Raw genomic sequence first — 23,713 nt, forward strand, 5'->3', positions numbered from 1 at the left:
CATGACCTCGACCCGCTTCACCGCCGCCTGCGTCCAGATGCGCTCCGGGCGCGATGTCCTCAAGAACCGTGACGATGCGGTAGCCCTTGTGCGCGAGGCCGCGAGCCAGGGGGCGCACTTCGCCCAGACGCCGGAGATGACCTCCCTCGTGTGCCGGGACCGGGCGGAGCTGTTCGACAAGGTCGGGCCGGAGGCGCAGGATCCGGTGCTCGCGGCCCTGCGCGAGGTGGCGCGGGAGCGGGGCATCGTGGTCCAGATCGGCTCCATCGCCGTCAAGGAAGGCGACAAGGTCGCCAACCGCGCCTTCCTCATTGGCCAGGATGGCGAGGTCATCGCCTCCTACGACAAGATCCACCTCTACGACGTGGACCTGCCGAACGGCGAGAGCTGGCGCGAATCGGCCACCTATACGGGCGGATCCTGGGCCGTGGCCGCCGAGACGCCCTGGGGCTATCTCGGCATGACCATCTGCTACGATGTGCGTTTTGCCGCCCTCTACAAGGCGCTCGCCGAGAACGGCGCCTCGTTCCTCTCGGCGCCGGCAGCCTTCACCAAGCAGACGGGCGAGGCGCATTGGCACGTGCTGCACCGGGCACGGGCCATCGAGACCGGCTCCTTCATGATCTCCGCCGCCCAAGGCGGCCTGCATGAGGACGGGCGCGAGACCTTCGGTCACTCCGTGATCATCGATCCCTGGGGCCGGGTGCTGGCGGAAGGCGGCACGGAGCCCGGCGTGTTCCTGGCCGAGATCGACACCGGCGTCGTCGCCGAGGTGCGCGGCCGCATTCCGACCCTCAAGAATGCCCGTCCCTTCAAGGTCGAGGTCGTTCCCACCATCGAGACGGATCAGGAGGCCAGAGCCTGATCCCCTTTCCTTTCCGAGCCTGAATTCCTACGTCTTACCAAGATATGATCAAGTATGCCCTGGCCTGCGAGCAGGCCCATGAGTTCGAGAGTTGGTTTCCCTCAAGCGAGGCGTTCGAGACGCAGCGCAAGCGCGGCTTCGTAACCTGTCCGTACTGCAACTCGGCCAAGGTCGAGAAGCAGATCATGGCTCCCTCCGTCGCGCGTACGGATAAGGCCCCGAAAGCGCCGACGCCGGAGGTCCAGCCCGTCGCGGTTCTCTCCGAGCGGGAGCGGGAGTTGCGCGCCGCGTTGAGGGCCCTGCGCGAGCACGTGTTGAAGAACGCCGAGGATGTCGGCAAAGGCTTCGTCGAGGAAGCGCGCAAGATGTATTACGGCGAGACCGAGGAGCGCTCGATCTACGGCGAGGCGGATCTCGCCGAAGCGCAGGCACTGCTGGAGGAAGGCATCGACGTTCTACCGCTGCCCGTCGTGCCGGACGACAGGAACTAGGCCAGCCTAAGCCTCCAGATCCGTCTTCAGCCGGTCGAGCATCTCCACCGCCCGGCCGGCATAGGCGCCGATCCAGCGGTCGTAAATATGCTTGATCGGGAGCGGATTGAGATGGTTCCACCGCTCACGCCCCTCGCGCTTGACGATCACGAGGTCCGCACCTTCCAGAATCTTCAGGTGCTCCATCACGGTGCAGCGGTCGAGCGCCGGGAACCGGTCGCACAGTTCGCCCGTGGTTTGCGGCTTATCTTTCAATGCATCGAGAATATCGCGGCGGGTCGCAGCCGATAAGGCCTTGAAGACTCGATCGCTTTCGTCGCTGGTCGACATGTTATATTTTTATAATATGATGGCACGGCACGCCAGGAGGTCCATTATGGATCTGACGTTCAAAGTGTCTGCCAGGATTGCGAAACCGGTGGCCGAAGTGTTCGAGGCCATCGCCGATCCCTCCGAGCTGTCGCGCTATTTCACGACGGGCGGCGCCAAGGGTCGTTTGGAAGCCGGGTCCACCGTCACCTGGGATTTCCACGACTTTCCGGGAGCGTTCCCGGTCTGGGTCATCGAGGTGGTGCCGGAGAGGCGCATCGTCCTGCAATGGGAGGCCGGCGATGAGCCTCCAAGCAATGCGAATGAAGCAAACGCCTCGGGCCGCTACAAAACGACGGTGACGATCACCTTCGAGCCGCTCGACGACGGGCAGCGGACGCTGGTCTCGATCTCGGAGGAGGGCTGGCGCGAGACGGAGGCCGGTCTGAAATCATCCTATGGCAATTGCCAGGGCTGGATGCAAATGCTCTGCGCGCTGAAGGCATACAAGGAATATGGCATCAACCTGCGGGAAGGCATGTTCAGGTAGGATGCCTGCAGGGCGTGTGCTCATCCCTGTCACCAGAGACGACAGGGATGAAGGCTTGCTTCGTCTTTCAAACCGGGAAAGAGGCGTGGGCTATTTCTTTGGCGTGATCAACTCGACACCGAGCTGCGTCTCGCCTTTGAAAGCCCAGATGCTCTTGTAGCCACCCTTCGTCTCATCGTCCTCGACGAGAAGGGCCGTACCGCTCGCGCCCTTGCTGCTGAAACTCGCAGCCAGAACGCGCTCGTCTCCGATGGCAAAACCGTCGTACCTGTCGCCGGCGATATTCCAGGTGAGCTTGAACGTATCCTTGCTCGTCTGGACGATCGTCAACGTGCCCGTGTAATCGCTGTCCGGCTCACCATTGTGACCTTTGACCGTATAGACGCCCGGGCCGCCCGCCATCGCGGGAACGCTTGCGCCGATGGCCAATCCGAGCATGGCCAATCCCAAAAGTTTCGACTTCATGATATCTCCTCCCGCAAGCGGGCCTTTAAAGAACAGCAGTGTCAGCGATGGTAGGTGAAGGTCGAAATCGAGCAGACGTTGATGGCGCGTTGCACGAGAGAGGTGCCATTGGTGAAGACGGCCTTGAAATCGAATTTGCAGGCGCCGGTGCCGTCGTCAATGTCGATCTCGAAGGTATCGCCTACCTCCAGCGTATCGGAGCCGAGAATGTCCTCTTCCCAGTCGTCCGCGCCGGTATTGGAGGCGTAGAACTCAGACATCGTCAGTCCGGTGTCGTTGACGATATCGACCTTCCGGTTGGCGGCGGAAGCGGCAGTGAAAGCGGACGCGGCAAGAAAGCCGGCCGCGATGAGAGTCGCGACAATCTTCATAGATAGCCCCAGGCTGTTGATGGATTCAGAACGAGTCGATGCTTTGCATCGTGACTGCAGCGAGCCTAGCTGTTGGGGACTTTTATTGTCTCGGTGGGCCTGACGCGGGGCATGGATATCAATGTTTCCGTTACGGAAGTACTACCGCCGCCCCATTTGCGACAAATATCTTAAAGGAATTCCGGCGGCTCTCCTTCGCTCTCGAAACCCGAACCTAAGCGGAACGGCCTTGCCTCTCATGACTTATGCTTGCGCTGAACCAGCTATCGGAGCAGTCATTCTTTGACGGTATTCTTCACCAGCGACACCCATTTCGGCGATCCCCGGGTGCTGCGGATCGACAAGCGCCCGTTCAAGACGATTCCCGAACACGATGCCGCCCTCATGGCCAATTGGAATGCCGTCGTCTCCCCCGAGGACGAGGTCTGGCATCTGGGCGATTTCGCCCTGCATGTGCGGCCGGAGCGTGTCGACGAATTGCTCGGCCTGCTCAATGGCCGCAAGCATCTGATCACCGGCAACAACGATGGCCCGGCAACACTTGCGGCGAAGGGCTGGGCGAGCGTTCAGGCCTATGCTGAACTTATGCTCGACGGCCATGCGCTCGTCATGTGCCATTATGCCTTCCGGACCTGGAAGAACATGGGTCGTGGCTGGATCGACCTGCACGGCCACTCTCACGCCAAGCTGAAGCCGCAGACGCGCCAATTCGACGTGGGCGTGGATGCCTTCGACTATCGCCCTGTCGACCTTGAAACGATCCTGGCCTCCCGGACACGTCGCCGGAAGGCCAGTGCTGACATGGTATCCGACTGACAGAAGCTGTCATATACCGGCTTTCACAGGTTTCCATTTCATCGATGCCTCGGCACGATCGAGCCTGCGACTCCACAGCGCCAGGAGAAGGCCGGAGGCCGGCAGCAGGGCTGCGACCCAGGTGACGGATCCCAGACCAGGGCCATGGTCGATCACGAAGCCGCCGAGCCAGGCCCCGAGGGCATTGCCGAGATTGAACGCCGCGATGTTGAGGCTGGACGCCAGGCTCTGGCCGGCACCTTCGGCCTTTTCCAGAACCCACATCTGCAGCGGCGGCACGGTCGCGAAGGCGGCGGCGCCGAGCAGGCCGACGAACGCGATGGCGGTAATCTTGTTGTGAATGCCCAAGGTCATCGCAGCGAGGACTACGGCCAGCAGGCCGAGGGATCCCAGCAGGGTGGCCATCAGCCGACGGTCGGCGAGCTTGCCGCCCAGAAGATTGCCCAACACCAATCCGCCGCCGAAGACGAGCAGGATCGGCGAGACGGCGTCCTCCGAGAAGCCGGTAATCTGCGTCAGGATCGGCGCGATATAGGTGAAGACTGCGAAGACGCCGGCATAGCCGAGTACCGTGGTGAGAAGGCCGAGCAGCACGGGGCGACGCGACAGCACCTTCAGTTCGTCGGAGAGACTGCCGCCCTCAGCGGTTTCCTGACGATCCTTCGGGACGAAGAGCGCGATCACGGCCAGCGCCGCAATGCCGACGAAGGTCACGGCCCAGAACGTCGCGCGCCAGCCATAGGCCTGGCCGAGCCAGGTGCCGAAGGGAACGCCAAGGATGTTGGCGACTGTCAGGCCGGTGAACATGATGGCGATGGCCGAGGCCTTCTTGTCGGCGGGCACGAGGCTCGTCGCCACCACGGAGCCGACGCCGAAGAAGGTGCCGTGCGCGAAAGCCGTCAGCACGCGGGCTGCCATCAGCGTCGCGTAATCCGGCGCGACCGCGCAGGCGAGATTGCCGAGAGTGAAGACGACCATGAGGGCGAGAAGCACGGTCTTGCGCGACCAGCGGCCCGTCAGCGTGGTGAGCAGCGGCGCACCGACCACGACGCCGAGCGCGTAGCCGGAAATGAGCAGGCCCGCCGCCGAGATCGAGACGCCGAGATCGGCGCTCACCTGAAGCAGCAGGCCCATGATGACGAATTCGGTGACGCCGATGCCGAAGGCACCGGCCGTCAGCGCGTAAAGAGCAAGAGGCATGGGAGACGTCCTTGAGCGAAGTGTCGCCGCAAGATGGACGCAACCCCGCTTATGAACTAGCCTGCCGGCAGGCACATCATTTATGAATTGAACTCACAATGGCCAGGATGGACATCAACCGGTCCGGCGAGATGGAGGTCTTCGTCCGGGCCGTCGATCTCGGCGGGTTCTCCGCAGCCGCGCGCGCCTTGCGCATGACGCCCTCGGCCGTGAGCAAGCTGATTGCAAGGCTGGAAGCTCGTCTTGGCGCCCGCCTCGTCAACCGCTCGACCCGCAAGCTCCAGCTGACGCCGGAGGGCTCGGCCTTCTACGACCGCGCCGTCAGCGTTCTGGCCGATCTCGACGAGGCCGAACGCAGCGCCGCAGTCGGTGCCGCGCCACGCGGGCGCCTCCGGGTGAACACGAACGTTCCCTTCGGCACCCATCATCTCATCCCCCTCCTGCCGGATTTTCTCTCCCGCCACCCGGAGGTGACTGTCGAAGTCACGCTGACGGACACAATCGTCGATCTGCTCGAGGACCGCGCCGACGTCGCCATCCGCGTCGGTCCGTTGAAGTCCTCGCAGCTCGTGGCACGCAAGCTCGGCGAGAGCCGGATGATGCTGCTGGCCGCGCCCTCCTATCTGGACAGGCACGGCACGCCGCAAAACCCGGAAGACCTCGCCCGCCACAACCTGCTCGGCTTCAGCTTCGCCCGCCAGAGCAACGGCTGGCCCTTCAGGGATCAGGGGGCAACGTCAGCGCCGTCGTGCCGACCGGCAACGCGCAGATCAGCGACGGCGAATCGATGAGGCTTCTCGTGCTCACCGGCCTCGGCATCAGCCGCCTGTCCCGGTTTCACGTCGGGCCCGACGTGGAGGCCGGACGGCTCGTACCCCTGCTGGAAGCCTACAATCCCGGCGACACGGAGAGCATTCACGCGGTCTATGTCGGCGGCGGCCACCTGCCCGCGCGGGTTCGTGCCTTCCTGGATTATCTCGTCGAGACGGTTCGGCTCGATTGAGCAGAGTTCCTCCTGGTTTCGTCATTGGACAGGGTTATTCTCGACACTTTAAGCCTCAGGCCAGTCACCGTAAGGTTCACCCCGCAAGGAGCTATCCATGGATCGGCCGGGACACAGCCCGAAATCTCAACGCCGCGTCTCCTTGATGCGCCGCTTCTTCGACAGCGAGGCCTCAGGCGGCATGATCCTCATGGGCGTGACGGTGGTCGCCCTTGTCATCGCCAACTCCCCCGTGGCCGACACCTATTTCGCCGTCCTGAAAACCTATGTTCTGGGCCTGAGCGTCCTGCACTGGATCAACGACGCGCTCATGGCGGTGTTCTTCCTGCTGGTCGGCCTCGAGATCAAGCGCGAGATGCTGGACGGGCAGCTCTCCACCTGGCCTCGCCGGATCCTGCCCGGCATCGCCGCCGTCGGCGGCATGGTCGTGCCGGCCCTGATCTATCTCGCCATTACCTGGAACGAGCCGCGGCTTCATTCCGGATGGGCGATTCCGACCGCAACCGACATCGCCTTCGCCCTCGGTGTGCTGGCCGTCCTCGGACCGCGGGTGCCGACCTCTCTCAAGATCTTCCTGACCGCACTCGCGATTCTCGACGATCTCGGCGCGATCATCATCATCGCGTTCTTCTACACGGGCGACCTCTCGCTCCCGATGCTCGGCGCAGCCGCCCTGTGCCTTGTCGTGCTCATCGCCTTCAACCGCTTCCATGTGACGGCGCTCCTGCCCTATCTCGTGGTCGGCGCGGTGCTGTGGTTCTTCGTGCTGAAGTCGGGTATCCACGCGACGCTCGCCGGCGTGGCGCTTGCCCTCACGATCCCGCTCCAGGCCCGTCCGAAGAAGACCAGGGCCGAGGACTCGTCCCTGCATCGGCTGGAACATGCCCTCCAGCCCTGGGTCGCCTATGCGATCATTCCGATCTTCGGTTTCGCCAATGCGGGCGTGCCGCTCTCAGGGCTGTCGTTCGACTCCCTCTCGAGCCCGCTGCCGCTGGGCATCGCCCTGGGGCTTTTCGTCGGCAAGCAGCTCGGCGTCTTCGTCTTCTCGGAACTGGCGATCAGACTGAACTTCGCCGACATGCCCGCGGGTGCAAGCCGTGCCCAATGTTACGGCGTCGCGCTGCTCTGCGGCATCGGCTTCACCATGAGCCTGTTCATCGGCGCCCTCGCCTTCCCGGGCCAGGAGGACCTGATGAACGCGACCAAGATCGGCGTGCTCATGGGCTCGGCCCTCTCGGCGCTCGCCGGCTATCTCGTGCTCAGCCTCGCGCCGCGGGAGCAGCCTCACGCCCGTGCGGCGAGGAGCATGTAGTTGACGCCCGTGTCGGATGAGAGCGACCAGGTATCCCGCAGCGGGTTGTAAGACACGCCCTCGAGATCATGGACGCCGAAGCCCGCATGTCGAATGGCATCGGTCAGCTCGTCGGGGGTGACGAACTTGTCCCATTCATGGGTGCCCTTGGGCAGCCAGCGGAGGATGTATTCGGCGCCCACGATGGCGGAAGCGAAGGAGCGCAGGGTCCGGTTGATCGTCGCCATGGCGAGGCACCCGCCCGGCTTTACTCCTTGAGCGCAGGCGTTCACGAAGGCCTGCCGGTCCGCCACGTGCTCGATCACCTCCATGGCGAGCACCATGTCGAAGGTCTCACCCCTGGCGACCACGGCCTCCACCGTCTCGTTGCGATAATCGATCGCGATCCCTGCCCGCTCGGCATGGAGCCGGGCGACCGAGATATTGGTGGGGGCCGGATCGAGCCCGGTGACCTTGGCGCCCAGCCGCGCGAGCGGCTCCGACAGCACGCCGCCGCCGCAGCCCACGTCGAGGATCGTGATCCCCTCCAGCGAGCGGGCCGAGCGCGGATCGCGCCCGAAGCGTCGGCAGGCCTCGTCCCGGATATAGGCCAGCCGCACCGGGTTGAACTTGTGCAGGACCTTCATGGGTCCCTTCGGGTCCCACCAGGCTTCGGCGATCGTCTCGAACCGCGCGACTTCGGCCGGATCGATGGTCGTGGATGCGCCTGCGGACATGGCGGACTCCTTTTTTCGTGCCGATGGAAAAAGGCAACAAAACAGCGCGTTGACAGGGCGCACCCCTCCCGTCATGTATACGCGCCTTTTCGCGGCGCGAAGGGGCAAAATTTCTCATTTTCTCATCACGGCCTTCCTCGCCCATGCCCCGTCTTGTCATGAAGTTCGGCGGAACATCCGTCGCCACCGTAGAGCGCATCCGCAACGTGGCGCGGCACGTCAAACGTGAGGTCGAGGCCGGTTACGACGTCGCCGTCGTCGTCTCCGCCATGGCGGGCAAGACCAACGAGCTCGTCGGCTGGGTGAAGGACGCCTCGGGCCTCTACGATTCGAAGGAATACGACGTGGTCGTCGCCTCAGGCGAACAGGTGACGTCCGGCCTTCTCGCCATCGCCCTTCAGGAAATGGGCCTCAAGGCCCGCTCCTGGCAGGGCTGGCAGATCCCGATCATGACCTCGGAAGCCCATGGCTCGGCGCGAATCGCCGCCATCGACGGCACCGGGATTCTCAAGAGCTTCACGGACAACAGGGAAGTCGCCGTCGTCTCTGGCTTCCAGGGCGTTCACCAGCCCACGGGCCGCGTCACGACCTTGGGCCGCGGCGGCTCGGATACCAGCGCCGTGGCGCTCGCCGCCGCCATCCAGGCCGAGCGCTGCGACATCTATACGGACGTGGACGGCGTCTACACCACCGATCCGCGCATCGTGCCCAAGGCCCGGCGCCTGGACAAGGTTTCCTACGAGGAAATGCTGGAAATGGCCTCGCTGGGGGCCAAGGTGCTTCAGGTGCGCTCGGTCGAGCTCGCCATGATGCATCGCGTGCCGACCTATGTTCGCTCCAGCTTCGACGATCCCGCCGACCCCAAGCTCGGCACCCTCATCTGCGACGAGGAAGACATCATGGAACAGCAGATTGTCACGGGCATCGCCTATTCGCGCGACGAAGCCCAGATCACGCTGCGGGACATTGCGGACAAGCCGGGCATCGCCGCTTCGATCTTCGTGCCCCTGGCGGACGCCAACATCAACGTGGACATGATCATCCAGGTCGTGTCCGACAACGCCGCCACCACGGACCTGACTTTCACGGTGCCGACCGCCGATTACGAGCGGGCGGTCGCGATCCTCAACACCCACCGGGACGAGATCGCCTTCAAGGAGCTCCAGGGAGCGACCGATGTGGTGAAGGTCTCGGCCATCGGCGTCGGCATGCGCAGTCATGCGGGCGTTGCGGCTCGCGCCTTCAAGGCCTTGGCCGACAAGGGCATCAACATCCGGGCAATCACGACCTCTGAGATTAAATTCTCAGTACTGATCGAGTCGGCCTATACCGAGCTTGCGGTGCGCACGCTCCACTCGCTATACGGCCTTGATCAAGCCTGATTGACGAGGGAACAGTCGGGCTGCGACACTCGTATTAGGTAGCCGCCGGTTCGCCTTGCCGGCTCTTGAAGGACGGGAACTGATAAGCTCATGCCAAGCGCTCCCGGCGGTCCGCGCCTTCTGCTGCGCCGCCTCCGCGAGATCATGGCGGAGCCGGTCGGGGCGCAGGACCGTCTCGACAAGATCGTCACCCAGATTGCCGCCAACATGGTCGCGGAGGTGTGCTCCGTCTATGTGATGCGCGGCGATGGCGTGCTCGAGCTGTTCGCCACCGAGGGTCTGAACCGGGAAGCCGTCCACCTCACCATCATGCGCTCGGGCGAAGGCCTCGTCGGCCTCATCGCGTCGACCGCCGAGCCTCTGGCGCTCTCCGACGCGCAAAGCCACCCGGCCTTCTCCTACAAGCCGGAGACGGGGGAAGAGATCTACCACGCCTTCCTCGGCGTGCCGCTCCTGCGCGCCGGCAACACGCTCGGCGTTCTCGTCGTCCAGAACCGCACCTATCGCGTCTATGCCGAGGAAGAAGTCGAGGCGCTTCAGACCACCGCCATGGTGGTGGCCGAAATGCTCGCGACCGGCGAGCTGCAGGCCCTGGCGCCCGTGGATACGGGCATCGCGCTCCGCCGCGCCGTCTATCAGAAGGGCGTCGCCCTCGCCGATGGCGTGGGCCTGGGCCATGTGGTGCTCCATGAGCCGCGCGTGGTCGTCAAGAACCTCATCGCCGAGAATATCGACGCCGAACTCCGGCGCCTGGATTCGGCCATCGCCGAGGTGCGGCTGTCCATCGACGAGCTGATCGAGCGCGGCGACGTCGCCCATCATGGGGAGCACCGGGAGGTTCTGGAGACCTTCCGCATGTTCGCCCACGACCAGGGCTGGCTCCGGCGCATGCGCGAGGCCGTGACGTCGGGTCTGACGGCCGAAGCTGCCGTGGAGCGGGTCCAGTCCGACAACCGCGCCCGCATGCTGCGTCAGACCGATCCTTATCTGCGCGAGCGCCTGCACGATCTCGACGACCTCGCCAACCGCCTGCTGCACCGCCTCGTTGGGCGCAATCTTGTGGCCGAGCGGGGACAATTGCCAGAGAACGCCATCCTGGTGGCCCGCTCCATGGGACCGGCGGCGCTCCTCGACTACGACCGCTCGAACCTGCGCGGCCTCGTGCTCGAAGAGGGTGGACCGACGAGCCACATCGCCATCGTCGCCCGCGCCCTCGGCATTCCGGCCGTGGGTGAGGTGTCGAACGCAACCTCACTGACGGAGCAGGGGGATGCGATCATCGTCGACGGTGCCGCCGGCGAGGTGCAGATCCGACCCAATCCCGACGTGGAGGCGGCCTATGCCGAGAAGGCGCGCCTTCGTGCCCGTCGGCAGGAGCAGTATCTCAAGCTGCGCGACGTGCCCTCCATCACCAAGGACGGCATCGAGGTCACCCTGCAGATCAATGCCGGTCTCGTGGTCGACCTGCCGCATCTGGCCGAGACCGGGGCTGCGGGCGTCGGTCTGTTCCGCACCGAGCTTCAATTCATGATCGCCGAGCGGATGCCATCGGCCTCCGAGCAGCAGGCGCTCTACAGCACCGTCTTTGCGGAAGCCGGCGACAGGCCCGTCACCTTCCGCACCCTCGATATCGGCGGCGACAAGATCCTGCCTTACATGCAGTCGGTCGAGGAGGAGAACCCGGCCTTGGGCTGGCGCGCCATCCGCATCGGCCTCGACCGGCCGGGCCTGCTGCGCGCCCAGGTCCGCGCCCTTCTCAAGGCCGCCGGCGGACGGCCTTTGAAGATCATGTTCCCGATGGTGGCGACCTGCGACGAGTTCGAGCGCGCCAAACAGATCGTGGAGCGGGAGAAGGCCCATCTCGCCAATCATGGGCACCCTCTCCCGAGCGACCTGAAGCTCGGCGTCATGCTGGAAGTTCCATCGCTCCTGTTTCAGCTCAAGGAAATCTGCGAGAGCGCCGATTTCATCTCGCTGGGAACGAACGATCTGATGCAGTTCCTGTTTGCCAGCGACCGCGAGAACCGGCGCGTGGCCGATCGCTTCGATCCCTTGAGCGCACCCATGCTCCGCGCCTTGAACATGGTCGTGGAGCAGGCCCAGGCGTCCGGCTGCCTGGCGACCGTCTGCGGCGAGATCGGCGGGCGCCCCCTCGAGGCCATGGCCCTGATTGGCCTCGGCTTCCGCTCGCTTTCCATGTCCCCGTCCTCCATCGGTCCGGTCAAGGCCATGCTGCTGGAAATGAACGTCGCGGAGCTCAGTGTCCTGATCCGCGAGGAACTGAAGAATGCCGGGGGCGGCGAAACGCTGCGCCCGAAGCTTGCCCATTTTGCGGAAACCCATGGTATTCCGGTCTGATGTCGATAGCGCCTCCCTCTGATCGCCTGAACGCCATTCTTGCCCGCCATGACATCATCACGGCGACGCTCAATGCAGGCCCTGATCCCGAAACCTTCGTCGCCCTGTCCCGCGAACTGTCAGAGCTCGACGGCGTGGCGGACGCCATCCGCGCCTATCGCGCGATGGAGGACAACCTGAACGGCCTTCAGGCCCTGATCGACGATGCCTCGACCGATGCCGAGATGCGCGGGCTCGCCGAGGACGAGCTGCCCCAGGCCAGGGAGGATCTGGAAAAGGCCGCGCAGGACCTGCGCATCAGGCTCCTGCCCCGCGACGAGGCGGACGAGAAGAGCGCCATCCTCGAAATCCGCGCCGGCACCGGCGGCGACGAGGCGGCCCTCTTCGCCGGCGACCTGCTGCGCATGTACACCCGCTATGCCGACCTGAAGGGCTGGAAGGTCGAGATCGTGTCCGAGAGCGAGGGCACGGCCGGCGGCTACAAGGAAGTCGTGGCCGAGATCAAGGGACGCGGCGTGTTCGCGCGGCTCAAGTTCGAGAGCGGGGTGCACCGGGTGCAGCGCGTGCCGGACACGGAAACGCAAGGCCGCATCCACACCTCCGCGGCCACCGTGGCCGTGCTGCCGGAGGCCGAGGACGTGGACATCGTGATCAACGACGCCGACCTGAAGATCGACACCATGCGGGCGCAGGGTGCCGGCGGTCAGCACGTGAACAAGACCGAGTCGGCGATCCGCATCACCCATCTCCCGACCGGCATGGTGGTGTTCGTCCAGGACGAGCGCTCCCAGCACAAGAACCGCGCCCGCGCCATGGCCCTGCTGCGCGCCCGCCTCTACGATGCCGAACGCACCGCCAAGGACGCCGTCCGCGCGGCCGACCGCAAGGCGCAGGTGGGCTCCGGCGACCGCTCCGAGCGCATCCGCACCTACAACTTTCCGCAGGGGCGCGTGACCGACCACCGGATCAACCTGACCCTCTACAAGCTGGAAGAGGTGATCGCCGGCAATGCCCTGGACGAGCTGATCGACGCGCTGGTCACCGAGCATCAGGCGGCCCAGCTCGCCTCTCAGGACCAGGCGGCATGATCGCAGGCCAGAGGGTCGAGGGCTTAAGCCACATCACGCTCATCACCCGAGATCTTGCCCGCATGAGCGCCATCGTCGAAGGGGCGCTCGGCGGCCGGGAGATCTACTCCTCCGGCGAGGCCACCTTCTCCCTGTCGCGAGAAAAGTTCTTCGATGTCGGCGGGCTCTGGATCGCCGTGATGGAGGGCAAGAGCCTTCCCACCCGCACCTACAACCACATCGCCTTCAAGATCCCGGCGTCGGCCATCGACGAATACCGGACGCGGATTGAGGCCCTGGGGCTGGAGATCCGCGAATCCCGCCCGCGGGTCGAGGGCGAGGGTCATTCGCTCTACTTCTACGACGACGACAACCACCTGTTCGAGCTGCATACCGGCACCCTGGAGGAGCGGCTCGAACGCTATCGGCAGGGCCGAAGCCGTGAAGACACGCGCTGAAGCGCTGAGGGAGCTGCGCCGGACCCTCAGCGAGGCCGGGTTCGAGACCGCGGCGCTGGATGCACGGCTCCTCCTGCTGGCCGCCCTTGGCATTTCAGCGACGGATCTTATCACCCGGCCCGATTCCAGCCTGTCACTGGACGAGGCCGAGACCCTCGCCGCCTTCACCCACCGGCGTCTTGGCCATGAACCCGTCGCCCGGATCGTCGGGGTCCGAGAGTTCTGGGGCTTGCCCTTCCGCCTTTCCCCCGAGACCCTGGTGCCCCGCCCCGACACGGAGACCGTCGTCGAGACCGCCCTCGACCTCCTGCCGGACCGGCAGGCGCCCCTCAGGATCGTCGATTTCGGCACCGGATCGGGCTGCATCCTGGTCGCGCTCCTCCATGAGCTGCCCCGGGCGACGGGCCTTGGGGTCGACTTGTCCTTTGGGGCCCTTGTGACAGCCCGTACCAATGCCGCCGACAACCGGGTCGGCAGCCGCTGCCATTTCGCCCTGTCCCGCTGGGCCGACGCGGTTTCGGGCCCTTTCGACCTTATCGTCTCGAACCCGCCCTATATCGCCTCCGGGGTGATCCCGACCCTCGACGAGGAGGTGCGGGAGCACGATCCGACGCTTGCCCTCGACGGCGGCCCGGACGGCCTCGAGCCCTATCGGATCCTTCTGAGCGAAGCCGGGCGGCTCCTTGCCCCTCAGGGCCTGCTCGTGGTCGAGATCGGCTATGATCAGGCCGAGGATTTAGTAAGCTTGGCAAGGATTTACGGCCTTGAAATCCTGCAGGTCGCCTACGATCTATCGGACAACCCCCGCTGCATCGCCATGAGGCGATCGTGATGAACGGGGTGCGGCTTTCTTGTCCCATGGCGGGATAAAGTCTGAAATAGCCCTTGTTGGACCGGACGGAACCCGCTAGATTCGGATCTAGAGATCGTCCTCGGTCTAAACAAATCGGCAGCCCTTGAGGGAATGCCGGAAGACCAAACGATATCAATCGCGCAGGCAGGGGCTTTTGAAACGGAACAGCCTGGCGCGATTATCTGAACCCGACACTGAAGGATGGCCAGGCCTGTCTTAGGCTATGGCCGAATGTCAGACGGTTGCCACGCGAACGGTGGGCGCTGAGCCCGTTCGGTGAATATTGGCTTGCATATCGCGTGGGCATGAAGAACCAGCGAGGCTCGTAGAGCGAACAATGAGACCAGGACAAAACAGGCGTATGCGCGGTCGTAACAACAACAACCGCAACAATAACAAGGGGCCCAATCCCTTGACGAAGAGCTATGAGTCGAACGGCCCGGACGTGAAGATCCGCGGCACGGCTCAGCATGTCGCCGAGAAATACAGCCAGCTCGCCCGCGACGCGCAGTCGAGCGGCGACCCGGTGGCGGCCGAGAACTACTTCCAGCACGCCGAGCATTATTTCCGCATCATCGCGGCCGCCCAGGAGCAGCTGCGCGAGCAGTACGGCTACCAGCAGCGTCCCTTCGACGAGGAAGGCGGCGACGAGGAGGGCTTCGGTCAGGGCGAGCGTCCGAACTTCGAGCGCGCCGGCGGCGGCCAGGATTTCGGCAACGGCGAGGAGCAGGATTTCGGCTCCCAGCCGCAGCCTTACGAGAACCGGGCCGACCGCAATGAACGCCCCGCCCGCTACGATCGCGGGGATCGCCAGGATCGCCCCGACCGTGGTGACCGGCAGGAGCGCAACGACCGTCAAGACCGGAATGACCGCGGCGACCGTCGGGAGCGCTTCCAGCGCGACCGTGGCCCGCGCCAAGACTTCCAGCGACCGGACTCGCAGCGTCCGGATTCCCAGCGTCAGGACGTCCAGCGCGACGAGCAGCCCTACGAGGCCCGCTTTGAGGGTGGCGAGCGCAACGAGCGCAATGAGCGCCCTGCCCGCTTCGATCGTGGCGATCGCCTCGACCGCAACGATCGTCAGGACCGGGGTGATCGCCCCGATCGCGGCGACCGGCAGGAACGCACAGACCGTCCCGAGCGCACAGACCGTCCCGAGCGTACCGACCGCCCCGAGCGTACCGACCGCCCCGAGCGTCGTGAGCGCTTCCAGCGCGACCGCCGCCGTGACGAGGCCGAGGCGCCCGAGCAGGGCACCCTGCCGGCGTTCCTGACGAACCCGGTCCGCTCGCCGGCTCCGGTTGCCGTCGAGGAGGCTCCCCAGGCAGCCCCGGTCGTGCAGGAAGCGGCCAATGACGAGGAAGCCCCCCGTCCGCGCCGCCGTCGTCGGACCCGCCAGGAAATGATCGATGCGGCCAATGCCGAGAACGCCGGCTTCACGCCGGATCCGGCCGAGACCCCGGCGGCTGAATAAGGCCTCATCACAGAACGATCAGAAAGGGAGAGCCTCGCTCTCCCTTTTTTATTGGCGCATGGCCGGGCCTCACTTGGCGATTTCGCTTGGAGAGGTGCGACGCCCTTGTGATCGATATCACCGGCACGGGGCTGGGTGATGAGGCGGTGCGCGCCGCATGGCCGGCTGTTTCCGCGGCGAGAGTCAGAGTGCCGGTCCAGCTTCCTGCTTGACTCACACATAACTCGCTGGTTATTGGTTTGATCAATAACCAGCGAGTTATGAATCTTCATGCCACAACCCCACGATGTCCTGTTCAGAGCGCTCGCCGATCCAACGCGACGGGCCATCTTCGAGCGCCTGTGCCGCGACGGAGACCAGACGGTGGCAGCCCTGACGGCTCGGGCCGAGGTCTCACAACCAGCCATCTCAAAGCATCTCGCCGTCCTGAAGCAGGCCGGATTGGTGCGTGACCGCCACGAAGGTCGTCAGACGCACTACAGCGCACGGCCCGGAGCCTTGGCCCCGCTGGTTGATTGGACGAGCCAAATGGCCGGCTTCTGGCAAAGCCGGTTCGACGACCTCGAAGATTTGCTGAAAAGGATGGACCAATGAATGAAATGCGGACCGAAACGCGCTCCGTCGTTGTCGAGCGGGAGATCCCTCATCCGCCGGAAAAGATCTGGCGTGCGCTCACCCAACCGCATCTGATCGCCGAGTGGCTCATGAAGAACGACTTCGAGCCTGCCGTGGGTCACCGTTTCAACCTTCGCGGAGATTGGGGCGGCGTGTTGGATTGCGAGGTCCTCGCCATCGAGCCGAACAACATGCTGTCCTACACGTGGAATTTCACACACGAGGATGCGGCCTACGAACTGAAGAGCGTGGTGACATTTACTCTGACCCCGACGAGCACGGGGACCCTCCTGCGCATGGAGCAGGTGGGCTTCCGGCCGGATCAGAAGCAGGCCCACGGGGGCGCCAAGGCGGGTTGGCAGGGGTTCCTGGCGAACCTGGAGCAGGTTTTGGCGCGCATCGATTGAAGCTTACCGCCGAACGGGTCGCTCGATCCGCTTCGGCTCATCTCAGGAGGAAGTCACAATGAACTGGAACACGTGGATTCGGCAGGGTCACCGCTGGCTGGCGATTGCCTTTACGGTGACTGTCGCCGCCAACTTCGTCGCCATGGGGCTGGGGGAACCTCCCGCCCTGGTGGTCTATTCGCCGTTGCTCCCGCTCTTCCTGCTCCTGTTCACCGGCCTCTACATGTTCGTTTTGCCCTATGCCGCCAAGGGGCGTAGCGGGCGACGTGCCGTCGGACAGGGATGAGCGGAGGAGTCGCCAGGACATCCAAGACATCGGCAAAGGTTGAAAGAAAGCCGGCAGGTGGGTCGATACGAAGCCGACCCTTCTCGACGCTCACTCGAGAGCCAGGGCGCCCTGCTCGGCCTCGAAATCCTCGCCGACTTCGAGCGTGCCCCCTTGAAGCACCTCGGCATAGATGCCGCAATCGAAGTGCCCATAGGCCTTCATGAGGCTTTTGGGGATCTCCAGATCGCGGATGCCGGTATCCGGGTCCACGTTGGTGGCGGCGCAGCGCTCGATGCGCTTGGTCACCTTGAGACGTGTCCCCGAGGTCGTGGTCAGCACCTGGCCGACGAGGTCGAACTCGGCGAAAGGAGCGAGACCTTCGAGATGAACGTTGCCGCGAAAGCGCAACGGATCGACCGGCGCCCCGATCCTGGCCTCCAGTTCGCGCACGCTCGCCAGGTTGATGAGCGAGACGAAGCCGCGCCGGGAATCGGTGAAGCGGAAGCCGTCGGGAGCGGTCAGCACCTTCGGCGCGCCACGCAGCTCCTTGGGCATGAAGCGGCGGAAGAAGGCCTCGATGGCAAGCCGCCCTTCCCGCGTGGAGAGATCGCCCCGCGCCACCTCGCGCCCGCCCTGCTCGATGAAGAGGGTCGTGATGGAATCGAGATAGCGGGTTTTGAGGCGCGCCAGGCTCTCGTTGCGCATCAGCATCAGGAACTTGATCTTGGGCTGATGCTGGGGGCTGTCCGGATCGAACCCGGCCGGGCCGTTCTCGATGGCGAACAGCCGGTCGCCGGGAAAGTAATCGCCCTTCGTGAGAACGGCCTGGGTCAGAGGTTCGGGCGACAGGCCCTTGACCGGATAGCGCTGGAGGGAGGCGATGCGGATGCTCATGGCCTATCGATAGAAGGCGGCTGCCGCGGGGGCAAGACGCGACACGTGAACCACGGGGTGTCATCCCCGGCCGGAGATGGCAAGGCCATCGCAGGGGAAGGGGATCCACTGTCAAGCGCTGCGCTATGGATCCCCTTCCCTCTATAGATCCCCTTCCCGGTCCTTCGAACCGCCGGGGGTGACACCGGGGCCGAGTACGAGGTCAAAAGAAAAAGCCCCGCCGATGGGCGGGGCTGTCTCGCAAGCGCAAACGCAACTCTTACGAAGCGTCGCCCGAGCGGGCCACCTTCGTGCGCTTGAGTTCGGGCTCGAAATAGCCTTCGCGAGCCGGGATGTGATCCTCGTTCGTCGTCTTGGGGTTCATGCCCTCATGGGCCGTCTGGTGCGGCGGGATGTGGGCGGAGGGGCCGGCCTCCTGCTTCATGCGCAGGGCCTTCTCGGCATTGGCCTTGAGCTCATCGCGCGCCTTCTCGGCTTGTTCCGCGCGGCGCCGGCTTGGGCTTAAACGGGCGAAAAGATCGGACAGGGCCATCATTGATCACTCCTTGGCGCGCGAGAGGACGCCGTCGCTCTCGTCACTGCGATGGGTTGGAGGGGTTTGAACGGTCTTCGGGGAGACGGGGATGTCCCGGGAGGTGGCGATGGTGCCGGTGGAATCGCCGACATCCCGATCCGCCTCGGCTTCCTCGAGCGTCTGACCGGGCAAGGGGGGCACCCGCCCGTTCTCAGTGCTGTCACCGAAGGTTTCCGGCGTAACCGAAGGTCCCTCCTCGAGCGGACTTTCCGGTACCGCCAAGCCGAGCTCCGCATTGCGGGCAAGGTCGGCGCGGGCTTTCTCGGCGTCTGAGCGCGGATCGCGCGTCATGGGAGCCTCCTCGAACTGCTGCAGGGTCAATGCCAGCGCCGCGAGCCGGTTCCTCCCTCTTGTTGTGACGAATTGGACACACCACCTAAAGCTCGCGGATGCTCCAGAAGGAGGTCCGACATCGCAGGATCGGCCTGTGCCTCGATGAGGGCGGGCGGATCCGAGGAGGGATGAGAATGAATTTTGAAAAGTATACCGAGCGGGCCCGGGGTTTCGTTCAGGCGGCGCAGAACCTCGCCGTGCGCGAAGGCCACCCGCAGCTCGCCCCAGGCCATGTGCTGAAAGTTCTGCTCGACGATCCGGAAGGTCTGTGCGCCGGTCTCATCGACCGTGCCGGCGGCCGCTCCCGCGACGCCCATGCGGCCGTCGAGCAATGGCTCGCCAAGCAGCCGAAAGTCTCCGGCTCGGCCTCGCAGCCGCAGGCCACGCGCGAGCTGATGCGCTTCTTCGACACCGCCGAAAAGGCGGCCGAGAAGGCGGGCGATTCCTTCGTCACCGTCGAGCGGATGCTGCTGGCGCTCGCCGTCGAAAAAGACACGGAGGCCGGAAAGATCTTAGGCCAGGCCGGCGTAACCGCCCAGGGGCTGAACACCGCCATCAATGCCTTGCGCAAGGGCCGCACCGCCGACAACGCAACGGCGGAGAACGCCTATGACGCGCTGAAGAAATATGCGCGCGATCTCACGGAGGCCGCGCGTGACGGCAAGCTCGATCCGGTGATCGGCCGCGACGAGGAAATCCGCCGCACGATCCAGGTTCTGTCGCGCCGGACGAAGAACAACCCGGTGCTCATCGGCGAGCCCGGTGTCGGCAAGACCGCCATCGTCGAAGGCCTGGCGCTGCGCATCGTCAACGGCGACGTGCCGGAATCCTTGAAGGACAAGCAGCTGCTCGCCCTCGACATGGGCGCGCTGATTGCGGGTGCGAAATATCGCGGCGAGTTCGAGGAGCGGTTGAAAGCCGTGCTCAGCGAAGTGACGTCGGCCGAGGGCGGCATCATCCTGTTCATCGACGAAATGCACACGCTGGTGGGCGCCGGCAAGGCCGACGGCGCGATGGATGCCTCGAACCTGTTGAAGCCCGCGCTCGCCCGCGGCGAGCTGCACTGCGTCGGCGCGACGACCCTCGACGAGTACCGCAAGCACGTGGAGAAGGACGCGGCCCTGGCCCGCAGATTCCAGCCGGTCTTCGTGAGCGAGCCCACGGTGGAGGACACCGTGTCGATCCTGCGCGGACTTAAAGAAAAGTACGAGCAGCATCACGGCGTGCGCATCACCGACTCGGCACTGGTTGCGGCCGCGACGCTCTCGAACCGCTACATCACCGACCGCTTTTTGCCGGACAAGGCGATCGACCTCGTCGATGAAGCGTCGTCGCGCCTGCGTATGCAGGTTGATTCGAAGCCGGAAGAGCTCGACAACATCGACCGCGAGATCGTGCGCCTCAAGATCGAGCAGGAAGCTCTTAAAAAAGAGACGGACACCGCGTCCAAGGACCGCCTCGAGCGCCTCACCAAGGAGCTTGCGGACCTGGAGGAGCAGTCGGCTTCCATCACGGCGCGCTGGAAGGCCGAGAAGGACAAGCTCGGCACCGCGGCCGATCTCAAGAAGAAGCTCGAGGAGATGCGCAACCAGCTCAGCCAGGCGCAGCGCAACGGCGATTGGGCGAAGGCGGGCGAACTCTCCTACGGGGTCATTCCGGGACTCGAGAAGCAGCTCTCCGACGTCGAGGCCAAAGCCGATGGCGGCGGCCTGATGGAAGAGGCGGTGACGCCCGATCACGTGGCGGGCGTCGTCTCGCGCTGGACCGGCGTGCCCGTCGACAAGATGCTCGAAGGCGAGCGCGAGAAGCTGCTGCACATGGAGCAGGATCTGGCCAAGCGCGTCGTCGGCCAGGCCGAGGCGGTCTCGGCCGTCTCGACTGCCGTGCGCCGCGCCCGCGCCGGACTGCAGGACCCGAACCGGCCCATCGGGTCGTTCATGTTCCTCGGCCCCACAGGTGTGGGCAAGACCGAGCTGACGAAGGCGCTCGCGGCGTTCCTGTTCGACGACGAGACGGCGCTCGTGCGCATCGACATGTCGGAATACATGGAGAAGCACTCGGTCGCCCGGCTCATCGGCGCGCCTCCCGGCTATGTCGGCTACGAGGAGGGCGGCGCGCTCACCGAAGCGGTCCGCCGCAGGCCCTACCAGGTGGTGCTGTTCGACGAGATCGAGAAGGCGCATCCGGACGTGTTCAACGTCCTGCTGCAGGTGCTCGACGACGGACGCCTCACGGATGGGCAAGGGCGCACCGTGGACTTCCGCAACACGCTCATCATCATGACCTCGAACCTGGGCGCCGAATATCTGGTGAACCAGCCCGAGGGCCAGGACACCGATGTGGTGCGGGAAGAAGTCATGGGCGTGGTGCGCTCGCATTTCCGGCCCGAGTTCCTCAACCGCGTGGACGAGATCATCCTGTTCCACCGGCTGAAGCGTTCGGAGATGGGCGCCATCGTCGACATCCAGATGCGCCGCCTGCAGAAGCTGCTGGAGGATCGCAAGATCGTGCTGCAGATCGACGAGGAGGCGCGCAACTGGCTCGCCGACAAGGGCTACGACCCGGCTTACGGCGCACGCCCCTTGAAGCGCGTGATCCAGAAGCACGTGCAGGATCCGCTGGCGGAACTGATTCTTGCCGGCGAGATCCGGGATGGCGAGACCGTGCCGGTGCATGCGGGCCCCATGGGCCTGATGATCGGCGACGTCACGGTGAGCGGCACGGAGCGGCCGCCGGAGGGCGTGCGGCTGAACTGAGCCGCGCACGGAAGGACGCATGACAATGGCCGGGCACAAAGCCCGGCCATTTTTGTTTTTCAGAGTATCTCCCGTGTCATTTCCGGCCGTAGCGCAGCGGAGGGGAAGGGAATCCATCAAGCGCTGAGCATGCGAGTCGATCCCCTTACCCTCGCCTGCGGCTCGCCGGGGATGCCACCCACCTCGTCATGGCCGGCCCCGTGCCGGCCATCCCGATACGGAGAAGTAATGCGCCTTTCACATCGAGATCACCGGCACGAGGCCGGTGATGACGTGCGATGGTGTCACTCCCGACAGGACGCGAAGCGGATAGAAAGCTACACGCCCTCAGCGCTACAGATCCCCTTCCCGGTTCTTCGAATCGCCGGGAACGACGGGAAACTACATTGTCGGATTATTCAGCGGCGACGCGGTAGTCGCCCTCGTCATTGGCTGCCGGGATGGCGCCTTCGTTGTTCCGCTCCCTGCGGCTTGGCGCCGTCGCTTCACGCAGGAGCATGTCCTTGTCGATGCGCTCGGCCTTGTCCTCGCGCAGCTCGCGCTTCGTCCGGCGAAGCTGCTTGGCCGTCTTCTGCAGCGCGGCGCGGAAGGCGGCATAGAGGTCCTTGTTCTTGGCCTCGCCGCTCATCATCTTGAGCGCGCCCATCTGCATGTTCACCGTGCAGCGATAGGTGATGCCCTCGCGCGTGACGTGAACGGACGCCGAGCTCAGGTGGCCAAAATATTTTGCGGCGACCTGACGGATGTTGGTTTTCGCATAGTCGGGAAACATATCGCCCAGATCGACTGCCGAGCTTTGCACCAGGATGTTGGGTTCGGTGCTATCAGGTGTCATTCGCTCCTCCGTTGGTGAAGGTTCGATGGCTAACGGCGGCACTCGGAGAAAGTTTCGGCGTCAGGAAACAAAACCGACATTGACGAGATTGTACGTAGTTCAGGGCCTGCGGTTATTCGGCGGCACCTGCTCTCCCACATCGACGATGCGCACATCGATCGTTCGCGACCGGTTGTCCCGCAGCACCGTCAGGGCGATGGTGTTGCCGACGCCTGTCTGCTCGAGCCTGTCCGTCAAGTCCGACAGGTGCCGCACGGGAGCATCTCCGACACCGACGATGACGTCGCCGATGATGCCCGCGCGCGGATCGACGCCGCGCAATCCGGCCTGATCCGCCGGCGAGCCCGGCACGACGCCTGCCACGATCACTCCGTTCACGCCAAGCTGAGCCGCGAGCGTCTCGTCGCCCGCCAGGATCCCGATGCCCGGCGTCGGCACGCGGCCGCTGCGGATCAGCTCCGGCACCACTCGGTTGACCACGTCGACCGGGATGGCAAAGCCGATGCCCGCATTGGTGCCGGAAGGCGAGAAGATGGCCGTGTTGACGCCGATGAGCCGCCCGACGGAATCGAGCAGCGGGCCGCCGGAATTGCCCGGGTTGATCGCCGCGTCGGTCTGGATCACGTCAGCGACTTCGCGCCCGCCGCTGGTGGGCAGGCGGCGCTTGAGAGCGCTGATGATGCCGGTGGTGAGCGACTGGTCGAGACCGAACGGATTGCCGATGGCGTAGGCCGTCTGGCCCACCTTGAGATCGGCCGAGCTTCCCACCGCGACCGGCGCGGGCAATCCGCCCTGGCGCTGGACCCGCAGCACGGCGAGATCGTAGTTCGGTGCGCGTCCGACGACCTCGGCCGGAAGGACTTCTCCGGAGGCCAGCCGGACCACGAACGAGGCGCCGTTCTCGACCACGTGGTGGTTCGTCACCACATGGCCCGCCGCGTCCCAGATGAAGCCCGTGCCCGAACCGGACGGCTCGCCACCGGCAGGTCCGCGCCCCGACAACCCGACCACCTGCACGACGGAAGGCGCCACCGTCTCGAAGACGCGGATCGTCGAACGCTCGTATTCGGAAAGGTCTCCGCGCGCCGCGACCGGCCGCGGCTCCCGGGCCGAGAAGAGATAAGTGTTCACGTAAGGCTGGAGCACGACGAGCGCGAGCAGCACCGCGATCACCAGCATCAACACCCTTGCCACCCTATCCCGCATCTCGCCTCCGTCGTTCGCGCCCTGTCTCACAACGGACGCGCTTGGCCGAAGTTCGACCCGACGAAGCTGAAGGTGGAGACAGAGACGTCTCGAACCAAATTGTCCCGCAAACGTTCGCCCTCACAACTCGTTCGC

The 23,713-nt window shown here is 64.9% G+C and carries 25 protein-coding genes and 1 pseudogene; 16 read left to right on the plus strand and 10 right to left on the minus strand.

Going from position 1 to position 23,713, the window contains the following annotated elements; genetic code table 11:
• The first annotated feature begins 1 nt into the window (after position 1).
• Positions 2 to 865 carry a carbon-nitrogen hydrolase family protein gene (locus ACD578_RS19825; protein ID WP_404287808.1) on the plus strand — a complete coding sequence of 288 codons (864 nt, stop codon included), beginning with the start codon at positions 2 to 4 and terminating at the stop codon, positions 863 to 865.
• A gap of 44 nt (positions 866 to 909) precedes the next feature.
• Positions 910 to 1,356, plus strand: coding sequence for a DUF1178 family protein (locus ACD578_RS19830; protein ID WP_404287810.1), 447 nt, complete (start codon positions 910 to 912; stop codon positions 1,354 to 1,356).
• A gap of 6 nt (positions 1,357 to 1,362) precedes the next feature.
• Here the strand turns inward: ACD578_RS19830 and ACD578_RS19835 are convergent, their stop codons facing one another.
• Positions 1,363 to 1,686, minus strand: a complete 324-nt coding sequence (locus ACD578_RS19835) for an ArsR/SmtB family transcription factor (RefSeq protein ID WP_404287812.1) — start codon at positions 1,684 to 1,686, stop codon at positions 1,363 to 1,365.
• Positions 1,687 to 1,732: 46 nt separating this feature from the next.
• Between ACD578_RS19835 and ACD578_RS19840 the strand changes: the two genes are divergently transcribed.
• The gene (locus tag ACD578_RS19840; RefSeq protein ID WP_404287814.1) at positions 1,733 to 2,215 is read left to right on the plus strand and encodes an SRPBCC family protein; all 483 of its coding nucleotides are present in this window, start codon (positions 1,733 to 1,735) and stop codon (positions 2,213 to 2,215) included.
• A 90-nt stretch (positions 2,216 to 2,305) separates the two neighbouring features.
• On the opposite strand, the gene ACD578_RS19845 is transcribed toward ACD578_RS19840, so the two are convergent.
• A complete protein-coding gene (locus ACD578_RS19845; RefSeq protein WP_404287816.1) occupies positions 2,306 to 2,680 on the minus strand; it encodes a hypothetical protein in 375 nt (124 codons plus the stop codon).
• 41 nt (positions 2,681 to 2,721) lie between these two features.
• Entirely contained in the window at positions 2,722 to 3,051 is a 330-nt protein-coding gene (locus tag ACD578_RS19850) for a hypothetical protein (RefSeq protein WP_152714108.1), read from the minus strand.
• 282 nt (positions 3,052 to 3,333) lie between these two features.
• Here ACD578_RS19850 and ACD578_RS19855 point away from each other — a divergent pair, with 282 nt between their 5' ends.
• Complete coding sequence (locus ACD578_RS19855; RefSeq protein ID WP_404287819.1) at positions 3,334 to 3,867, plus strand: metallophosphoesterase family protein; 534 nt, start codon at positions 3,334 to 3,336, stop codon at positions 3,865 to 3,867.
• 9 nt (positions 3,868 to 3,876) lie between these two features.
• Here ACD578_RS19855 and ACD578_RS19860 read toward each other — a convergent pair whose 3' ends face one another.
• Positions 3,877 to 5,067 (minus strand): MFS transporter, encoded by a 1,191-nt coding sequence (locus ACD578_RS19860; protein ID WP_404287821.1) that lies wholly within the window; start codon positions 5,065 to 5,067, stop codon positions 3,877 to 3,879.
• 98 nt (positions 5,068 to 5,165) lie between these two features.
• Here ACD578_RS19860 and ACD578_RS19865 point away from each other — a divergent pair.
• Positions 5,166 to 6,070: pseudogene (locus ACD578_RS19865) on the plus strand (LysR family transcriptional regulator).
• A 97-nt stretch (positions 6,071 to 6,167) separates the two neighbouring features.
• Positions 6,168 to 7,382, plus strand: a complete 1,215-nt coding sequence (gene nhaA, locus ACD578_RS19870) for a Na+/H+ antiporter NhaA (protein WP_404287823.1) — start codon at positions 6,168 to 6,170, stop codon at positions 7,380 to 7,382.
• On the opposite strand, the gene ubiG is transcribed toward nhaA, so the two are convergent.
• Positions 7,355 to 8,098, minus strand: coding sequence for a bifunctional 2-polyprenyl-6-hydroxyphenol methylase/3-demethylubiquinol 3-O-methyltransferase UbiG (gene ubiG, locus ACD578_RS19875; RefSeq protein ID WP_404287825.1), 744 nt, complete (start codon positions 8,096 to 8,098; stop codon positions 7,355 to 7,357). The genes nhaA and ubiG overlap by 28 nt on opposite strands.
• Before the next feature lie 143 nt (positions 8,099 to 8,241).
• Between ubiG and ACD578_RS19880 the strand changes: the two genes are divergently transcribed.
• From ACD578_RS19880 to ACD578_RS19920, 9 genes are all read left to right on the plus strand, one after another.
• Positions 8,242 to 9,480: an aspartate kinase gene (locus tag ACD578_RS19880; RefSeq protein WP_152714102.1), complete on the plus strand. Its 1,239-nt coding sequence runs from the start codon at positions 8,242 to 8,244 to the stop codon at positions 9,478 to 9,480.
• 90 nt (positions 9,481 to 9,570) lie between these two features.
• A complete protein-coding gene (ptsP, locus tag ACD578_RS19885; RefSeq protein ID WP_404287827.1) occupies positions 9,571 to 11,838 on the plus strand; it encodes a phosphoenolpyruvate--protein phosphotransferase in 2,268 nt (755 codons plus the stop codon).
• On the plus strand, positions 11,838 to 12,926 hold the full coding sequence (gene prfA, locus ACD578_RS19890) for a peptide chain release factor 1 (protein ID WP_404287829.1): 1,089 nt from the start codon (positions 11,838 to 11,840) through the stop codon (positions 12,924 to 12,926). The genes ptsP and prfA overlap by 1 nt, the downstream gene beginning before the upstream one ends.
• Positions 12,923 to 13,363, plus strand: a complete 441-nt coding sequence (gene fosX / locus ACD578_RS19895) for a FosX/FosE/FosI family fosfomycin resistance hydrolase (RefSeq protein WP_404287831.1) — start codon at positions 12,923 to 12,925, stop codon at positions 13,361 to 13,363. The genes prfA and fosX overlap by 4 nt, the downstream gene beginning before the upstream one ends.
• Positions 13,347 to 14,195 (plus strand): peptide chain release factor N(5)-glutamine methyltransferase, encoded by an 849-nt coding sequence (gene prmC, locus ACD578_RS19900; RefSeq protein WP_404287833.1) that lies wholly within the window; start codon positions 13,347 to 13,349, stop codon positions 14,193 to 14,195. Before fosX ends, prmC begins: the two co-directional genes overlap by 17 nt.
• Positions 14,196 to 14,577: 382 nt before the next feature.
• The gene (locus ACD578_RS19905; RefSeq protein ID WP_404287835.1) at positions 14,578 to 15,690 is read left to right on the plus strand and encodes a DUF4167 domain-containing protein; all 1,113 of its coding nucleotides are present in this window, start codon (positions 14,578 to 14,580) and stop codon (positions 15,688 to 15,690) included.
• 270 nt (positions 15,691 to 15,960) lie between these two features.
• Entirely contained in the window at positions 15,961 to 16,284 is a 324-nt protein-coding gene (locus ACD578_RS19910) for an ArsR/SmtB family transcription factor (RefSeq protein WP_404287837.1), read from the plus strand.
• On the plus strand, positions 16,281 to 16,712 hold the full coding sequence (locus ACD578_RS19915; protein WP_404287839.1) for an SRPBCC domain-containing protein: 432 nt from the start codon (positions 16,281 to 16,283) through the stop codon (positions 16,710 to 16,712). The genes ACD578_RS19910 and ACD578_RS19915 overlap by 4 nt, the downstream gene beginning before the upstream one ends.
• 58 nt (positions 16,713 to 16,770) lie before the next feature.
• Positions 16,771 to 16,998 carry a hypothetical protein gene (locus tag ACD578_RS19920; RefSeq protein WP_404287841.1) on the plus strand — a complete coding sequence of 76 codons (228 nt, stop codon included), beginning with the start codon at positions 16,771 to 16,773 and terminating at the stop codon, positions 16,996 to 16,998.
• Positions 16,999 to 17,088: 90 nt separating this feature from the next.
• On the opposite strand, the gene ACD578_RS19925 is transcribed toward ACD578_RS19920, so the two are convergent.
• The 3 genes from ACD578_RS19925 to ACD578_RS19935 all read right to left on the minus strand — a co-directional run bounded on the left by ACD578_RS19925 (position 17,089) and on the right by ACD578_RS19935 (position 18,739).
• The gene (locus ACD578_RS19925; protein WP_404287843.1) at positions 17,089 to 17,874 is read right to left on the minus strand and encodes an MOSC domain-containing protein; all 786 of its coding nucleotides are present in this window, start codon (positions 17,872 to 17,874) and stop codon (positions 17,089 to 17,091) included.
• Positions 17,875 to 18,133: 259 nt separating this feature from the next.
• A complete protein-coding gene (locus ACD578_RS19930; protein WP_404287845.1) occupies positions 18,134 to 18,409 on the minus strand; it encodes a hypothetical protein in 276 nt (91 codons plus the stop codon).
• 3 nt (positions 18,410 to 18,412) lie between these two features.
• A complete protein-coding gene (locus tag ACD578_RS19935) occupies positions 18,413 to 18,739 on the minus strand; it encodes a hypothetical protein (protein WP_152718384.1) in 327 nt (108 codons plus the stop codon).
• A gap of 176 nt (positions 18,740 to 18,915) precedes the next feature.
• Here ACD578_RS19935 and clpB point away from each other — a divergent pair, with 176 nt between their 5' ends.
• Entirely contained in the window at positions 18,916 to 21,537 is a 2,622-nt protein-coding gene (gene clpB / locus ACD578_RS19940; protein ID WP_404287847.1) for an ATP-dependent chaperone ClpB, read from the plus strand.
• Between the two features lie 394 nt (positions 21,538 to 21,931).
• On the opposite strand, the gene hpf is transcribed toward clpB, so the two are convergent.
• Positions 21,932 to 22,372 carry a ribosome hibernation-promoting factor, HPF/YfiA family gene (gene hpf / locus ACD578_RS19945; RefSeq protein ID WP_404287849.1) on the minus strand — a complete coding sequence of 147 codons (441 nt, stop codon included), beginning with the start codon at positions 22,370 to 22,372 and terminating at the stop codon, positions 21,932 to 21,934.
• A 99-nt stretch (positions 22,373 to 22,471) separates the two neighbouring features.
• Positions 22,472 to 23,578 carry a S1C family serine protease gene (locus ACD578_RS19950; protein WP_404287851.1) on the minus strand — a complete coding sequence of 369 codons (1,107 nt, stop codon included), beginning with the start codon at positions 23,576 to 23,578 and terminating at the stop codon, positions 22,472 to 22,474.
• Between the last annotated feature and the right edge of the window lie 135 nt (positions 23,579 to 23,713).

This window comes from Microvirga sp. RSM25 (genome assembly GCF_044784385.1).
GTDB classification, from domain to species: Bacteria; Pseudomonadota; Alphaproteobacteria; order Rhizobiales; family Beijerinckiaceae; genus Microvirga; species Microvirga tunisiensis.